Genomic DNA, 6,402 nt, shown 5'->3' on the forward strand with positions numbered 1-6,402 from the left:
CACGTTGTCGGGCAGCAGCGATGCGCCTCGCGTGCAGGGTGCCGTACGCATCGATCGCGGACGCATTTACATCAGTCAGCTCGCACAACGGCGCGCGCTCGACCTCAACGACAATTTCGATCTCATCGACACCACGCGCTTCGGTGTGAACGGGCTGCTGCCGTCGGCACCGAATGCCATCATGCAGAATCTGCAGCTCGAGGACGTGCGCATCGGCATTGGTGATGACGTCTGGCTGCGCTCGCCCGAAGCCAATCTCAAGCTCGGTGGCCAGCTGCGTGTGACCCGTTCGGGCTCGCGGGAAGGACGCGGTGCGCGTCTGGCTCTCGCCGATTCGCTCACGGTCGACCGCGGCACCTATCAGCTCAATCTCGGCATCGCCCGCCCGGGCTTCGAGGTGGAGCGTGGATTGGTGCGCTTCTTCGGCGACCCCGATCTCGAACCGTCGCTCGATATCACGGCGCTGCACGTCGTGCGCGAGACACGCCAGAATTCCAATCGACAGGACGTGCGCATTCGCGTGAACATCGGTGGCACGATCAATCGTCCGACGTTGGCGCTGGTCAGCGCGGACAATCCGCCGCTGCCGGAAAGCGACATGCTGAGCTATCTGGTGACCGGCGAACCGGCCTATGCACTTTTGGGAACGCCCTATGCGGAGCAGGGAGCCACGCTCGCCCTGCGCCTCGCGGGATCGTACCTCTCCAGTCGCCTGGCGGGCGGACGCTTCGATGTCGTGCAGGTGGAACCGACCGCGCTCAGTCCCGGTGATGCCGAGAACCTTCGCGTCAATGGACTTGGCATCCTCGCGTCCACTCGCGTGGGCGTGGGCGGGCAGGTGGCCCGCAACACCTACCTGACCTTCAGCACCGGTCTTTGCGGACTCGCCCCACAAACGGGCAGCGGTGATGCGCTGTCATTGTTTGCGCAGGGTCTTGGCGTGAAGGTGGAACGGCGTTTTGATCAAGGACTCAGTGTTGCGCTGGGCCTCGAGCCGGGGTCCAGTGCGCAAGCCTGTGGGCGCCTCGGCATCAGTCGTACCTTCCAGCAGACCCCTCCGCAGATCGGTATCGATTTCTTCCGGTACTGGACGTTCTGACCTGCGGTGGTCGGTTGGGCGGCCCGCATGTTTCTCCCGCCCGCCGCCATTCGTCCTCGTATACCCAATGAATCCCACCACACCCGCTACCGGATCGACGACGAAGTCGATCAATCAGGTGCTCGACGCCATCGATGGCGCCGGGAGCACCGGCGCGCGGGTACAGGCGGCTGCCGACGCGTTGCACGAGATCTGCGGGTTCGCTCGTGTGATGATCTCTCTGCGTGATGCCTCGCTGAATCCCACACTGGGCGCCATGGCGGGCGTGCCCGAGAGCACCGGCGTGATCTCGCTGCCGGAAACCCCATTGCCGGGTGCCGTGTGGCGGCGACGCTTGCCGCACCTCGAGCAGTTTCGAGAGGAAGGGCTCTACGTTCTCGACGGACGAGACGCCTGGGTGGCGCGCGAGTTTTTTGGTTCCGATCCGCTCACGAGCGACGATCCCGCCGAATGGTTGCCCACGGACCTGATCGTCGGGGTACTGCGGGGCACCAATCAGGAGATCCTCGGTTTCGTCAAACTCGCCGGCTCGCGCGATGGGCGTCGCCCCTGCGCCGATCGCATGCGCGATATCGAGACGGTGGTACGCCATCTCGCCGCTCGTGTGGCGTTCGATGCCCTGCAGGTGCTGGCCGAGCAGCGTCACGAACGACTGCAGTTGCTGCAGGAGGCGGGCACATCGCTCACGCGCTCGCTCGACGAACAGGAAATCATGCGCGAGCTGGCCCGTCAGGCGCAGCGTGCCGTGCGCTGTGACGGTGTGGTCGTGTTGGTGCCCGACCTGCAGAACGATGTGCTCAACACCAGCCTGCGCATTGTGCGCGGTGTAGAGCGCCCGCGTGGCGTGATGCGACTGGGCGAAGGGTTGGTGGCCGAAGTCGCGCGCACGGGGCGTCCGGTGCGTGTGGGCGACCGCGATGCGGACCGTGCACGCGAGAAGGCCGGCCTGGCCCCGCCGCTCTCGTTGCATGATGTCATCGGCGAATCGGGAGCGGCCGCGTCCGTCGTGGCGGTGCCGATGCGCGTGGGTATTCGCCTCATCGGTGTGCTGGCGGTGCACTCCACCAACGCCGACATGTACACGGCCGAGGACGAGGAAGTGCTGGCCACGATGGCGTCGCAGGCCGCGACGGCGTTGGCCAATGCGCGCCGGTATGCTGAAAGTGAACGCGAGCGTCGTACCACCGAGGCCCTGGCCGATGTGGCGCGGGCCGTTGGTGAGTCGCTGCGTTTGGGCGAGGTGTTGCGCCTCATCCTCCGGCACTCGGTGTCGTTGCTGGGCGTGGAAGGTGCATGCATTGCGCTGCGTACCGGCGACTATCTGCACATCGTGGCCGCCATCGGCTCGGCCGATGTGTTGAGCGGGGTGCATTTGCCGCTGAATACCAGTCTGCTCGGACGCTGTGTACAGGGCAACGAACTCGTGGTGCTCAACGAGATGAGCAACGAGGCGCCCATCACGCGCACTGTGCAGCAGCTGGCCCGCATACAGCGCATCGTGATGGCGCCGCTGGGAACCGGCCGTGGCACGATCGGCGCCATTGCCGTGATCAACCGCGATCGTCCGTTCGATCAGGACGACGCCAAGGTCATCCAGCGCCTCGCCGACCAGGTGGCCGTGGCCATCGACAACGCGCGTCTCTTCGAGGAGGTCGAGAAGGCCACGCGCGAGTGGAAGCTCGCCTTCGACAGCACGGCCAGCGGCATCGTCGTACTCGAGGAATCGCTCACGGTCAGTCGCTGCAACACGCGCGCGGCGGAACTGTGTGGCACCACCATTCCGGGGCTGCTGGGGCGCCGGTTCCGCGATGTGCTGTTGAGTGCTGGCGAAGGACCGGAGGCTTCGGCTTTCGATACCGCCATCATTCGCGCCATGCGCGACGGCATCTCGGTGCGCGAGACCATTCGCGACCTCGCCAAGGGACGCCTGCTCTCGGTCATCGTCAGTGCACACCCGGGTGGTGGGTGCGTGGTGAGTTTCGACGATGTCACCGAAACGGCGCGTCTTGCCGAACAGCATCGCAACGTGCTCGAGACGGTGTCCGACGCGATTGTGATCACGGGGCTGAATGGCGAAGTGTTGTTCGCCAACCCCGCCGCCAAGTTGCTTTTCCAGCGCGACAACCTCGATGAAGTGCCCGCCAGTGAGATGGTCCCGCCCGAATGGCTGTCCACGGTCACCACGGCCGAAACTGCGGTACGACGGGGCGAGCGTGTGCGGTACGAGTGCGAGGTGATCCGTGCTGACGGTTCGCGGCGCGTGGTGCAGGTGAGTTCCACACCGCTCATCGAGCTCGGCGACATCCGCGGCACCGTGGCGTGCTTGCGCGACCTGACCGACCAGCGCGCCGATGCCCTCGCACGCGAGCGCTCTGAAGTGCTGTACTCGCGCCTGGTAGACAGCGCCAGCGATGCCATTTTTACGGTCGATCTCGATGGCCGCTTCACCTCGGTGAATCAGTGCCTGCTCGACGAAACCGGACTGCGGCGTGAACAGGTGATTGGCATGCACTTCACCAATCTGGTGGACAATGTCGATCATCCGCAGGCATTGCAGGCCATCCAGGCCACGTTGGGTGGGCAACGTTTGCGGTTGCACATCCGCTGCCTGAGCTTCACCGGTCCGCGCATGGCGATGGTCACGTCGGCACCCATTCATGCGTCGGGGCAGGTGGTTGGGGCGCTGGCCATCGTACGTGACGTGACCAACGACGAGATCCAGCGCGAGGCGCAGCTGCAGCAGGCCCGTCTGGCGGCCGTCGGCCAGTCGCTTGGACGCGTGGCCAACGAGTTGAACAACCCGCTCGCGAGCCTGCTCGCGGTCGCTGAGTTGCACGTGACGTCGCCGCAGCTCATCGACGACGACCGTCGGGCGATGCAGCAGATGGTGGAAGAAGCGCGCCGTGCGTCGCGCATCGTGAACCAACTGCTCGACACCACCGGCGAGGCCCCGCAGATCGGTGGGCGTCGCTCGGCGCTCGATCTGGGCACCGTGTTGCGCCGTGCGCTCGACCTGTTCAGCCACAGCTTCAAGGCGCAGAGCATCGGTGTGTCCACCATGCTCGAGTCGGCATTGCCCATGGTGCATGGTGATCCGTTGCAGCTGCAGCAGGTCGTGTCCAATCTGCTCACCAACGCGGAGCAGGCGCTGGCCGAGTGCAGTGGCGATCGTGTGCTCGAGCTGGAAGCGCGTGCTGATGGTGAGACGGTGCTGCTCACCGTTCGTGACAACGGCCCCGGCATCCTGCCGCAGCATTTGCGTCGTGTCATCGAGCCGATGTTCACCACCCGCTCAGCCCGTGGCCAGCGAGGGTTGGGGCTCACGATCGCTCACGCCATCGTGCGGGATCATGGCGGCCAGCTGGATGTGCTCTCCCGGTTCGGCGAGGGCGTCACGGCCATTGTGCGGCTGCCCGTTGCCGGCGCACCCGCATTGGCAGATCGCCGACTCACGCCCCGCAGCACCGAAGCGGTCAGCGCGATCACCGAAGCGCTGGCGCGTCCCGGGATGTCCCGCTCCACTCCGATCGCGTCACCGGCCACGTTGCCGCGTCCAGCGGCGCCCGTCTCGGGTTCGACGATCCTGCTGCTCGAGGACGAGGCCACCCTGCGTTCGGCGATCAGCCGGTTCCTGCGCACGCTGGGTTATGAAGTCGACGTGGCACAGGACGGTCGCGCCGCGTTGGACGCGCTGCATGCCCGCAGCTACGACCTCATTCTGTTGGACCTGCGCATGCAGGGCATCACCGGTGAGGATGTATACGAGACCATGATCGACTCGTATCCCGAGCAGGCCGCGCGCGTGGTGTTCATGACGGGTGACATGCACAGTGATCATGCCGCGCGGTTTGTGCGGCAGACGGGACGCCCGGTGCTGGCCAAGCCGTTCACGCTCACCGAGCTCGACGCGCGTCTCCGCCAGATTCTCGGCGACCCGAAGTAGGCTCTTCGTTGCTCATCCGACACATCGCATGACCGATCCCTTGCAGTCGAACAGCGATCGCCGCACGGTGCGCACGCCTGTCGCGCCATTGCTCGGCGAACCGCGCATCTCCACCGCACTCACGTCGCAGCTGCTTGCGGGTGAAGTGGTGGACGTCATCGATGGGCGCGGCGATTGGATGCAGGTGCGCGGCATGGACGGCTACGAAGGCTGGACCCATGTCGGCTACCTCGCGCCCAGCGGCGGCGGCGAAGGCACCTGGCGCTGGTCGCTGGGCTGTCTGGTGCGCGAAGCGAATGGCGTGGTGCATTGGTTGCCTCTCGGTGCCCGCATCGCTGCAGCCACAGACGTCATGGAAGGACTCGCGATTCCAGCCGACGCCCGCGCCCCGCGATTCCTGCCGGAGCCCGGGGCAATCGCGGCCAGTGCGGCTTCGCTGTTCAGCGGCGCGAGTTACCTGTGGGGTGGCGTCACGCCGTGGGGCGTGGACTGCTCTGGGCTGGTGCAGCGCATTGCGCTGTTGCACGGTGTGCCGCTCCCGCGCGACGCGTGGCAGCAGGCACTGGCCAGCGATCCGGTTGGTGCGGATGCTGAGGATGCCCATCAGCCGGCCGATCTGTTGTTCTTCTCCGATCGTGAAGATCGCCGCATCACGCACGTGGGCATGGCGCTGGGCGACGGACGCATGGTGCACAGCGCACTGGCGCGTGGCGGCGTGACGATCGAGCAGCTGGCGGCGGACGATCCCTACGTGGCCCGTCTCAGGGCCCAGTGCACCGGCGTGCACCGGATGCGCCTGACCTGAAAGCGCAAACACCACAGCAATGACGGCGTCGTCAGAGGGTCTGACGACGCCGTTGTCATTCAGCTCATCATCTGCCCAGTGGCCGGCGGCACCATCGGTGCGGCGCCACCGCGCACATGCAGCACGGCGATCGTCTGCGGCCGCTCGTCGATGGTGACCGTCATGCGGTAGTCGCCCACGATATCGAGTGGCAGGTCGAGCTGCACGATGATCGGCATATCGACTTCGGTGGCATTCGACACCGGCGGACCGATTTCGAGCTCGGCCTGTGATGTCCAGAGCTCTACCCCACGCGGGTTGGTCCAACGCAGCGCAAGCTGATGGGTGCCCTGGTCGGCCGGTGAGGCCTTGAGGCGCAACACCAGCGTGCCGCGTGGGTGCAGGCTGGGGAACTGGCCCACATGGACCGAGTCGAAGATGCCCAGGATGTTGAGCTTCCCTTCCTGGGAGATGTTCGCGGCGTCGGCGAAGAGCGCAAAGGTGACGTTCATCCCCCAACCTAACGGCGCTACCAGCGGTCGGCACGGTCCGCCTAGATTGCGGGATGCCCTCTGA

The 6,402-nt window shown here is 65.9% G+C and carries 4 protein-coding genes; 3 read left to right on the forward strand and 1 reads right to left on the reverse strand.

All coding sequences use genetic code 11. The annotated features are described in order from the left end of the window. The 3 genes from VGE27_RS09385 to VGE27_RS09395 form a co-directional block, all read left to right on the forward strand. The coding region (locus tag VGE27_RS09385) for a translocation/assembly module TamB domain-containing protein (RefSeq protein WP_331049390.1) at nucleotides 1-1,099 on the forward strand (1,099 nt) is incomplete at its 5' end. Nucleotides 1,100-1,166: 67 nt separating this feature from the next. Beyond that, nucleotides 1,167-5,042, forward strand: a complete 3,876-nt coding sequence (locus VGE27_RS09390; protein WP_331049391.1) for a PAS domain S-box protein — start codon at nucleotides 1,167-1,169, stop codon at nucleotides 5,040-5,042. A 28-nt stretch (nucleotides 5,043-5,070) separates the two neighbouring features. Then, nucleotides 5,071-5,847 carry an NlpC/P60 family protein gene (locus VGE27_RS09395; protein WP_331049392.1) on the forward strand — a complete coding sequence of 259 codons (777 nt, stop codon included), beginning with the start codon at nucleotides 5,071-5,073 and terminating at the stop codon, nucleotides 5,845-5,847. 59 nt (nucleotides 5,848-5,906) lie between these two features. Here the strand turns inward: VGE27_RS09395 and VGE27_RS09400 are convergent, their stop codons facing one another. Beyond that, on the reverse strand, nucleotides 5,907-6,338 hold the full coding sequence (locus tag VGE27_RS09400; protein ID WP_331049393.1) for a DUF6941 family protein: 432 nt from the start codon (nucleotides 6,336-6,338) through the stop codon (nucleotides 5,907-5,909). Nucleotides 6,339-6,402: the final 64 nt, after the last annotated feature.

The sequence above is a fragment of the Gemmatimonas sp. genome, from assembly GCF_036405635.1.
In the GTDB taxonomy this organism is placed as follows: Bacteria; Gemmatimonadota; Gemmatimonadetes; order Gemmatimonadales; family Gemmatimonadaceae; genus Gemmatimonas.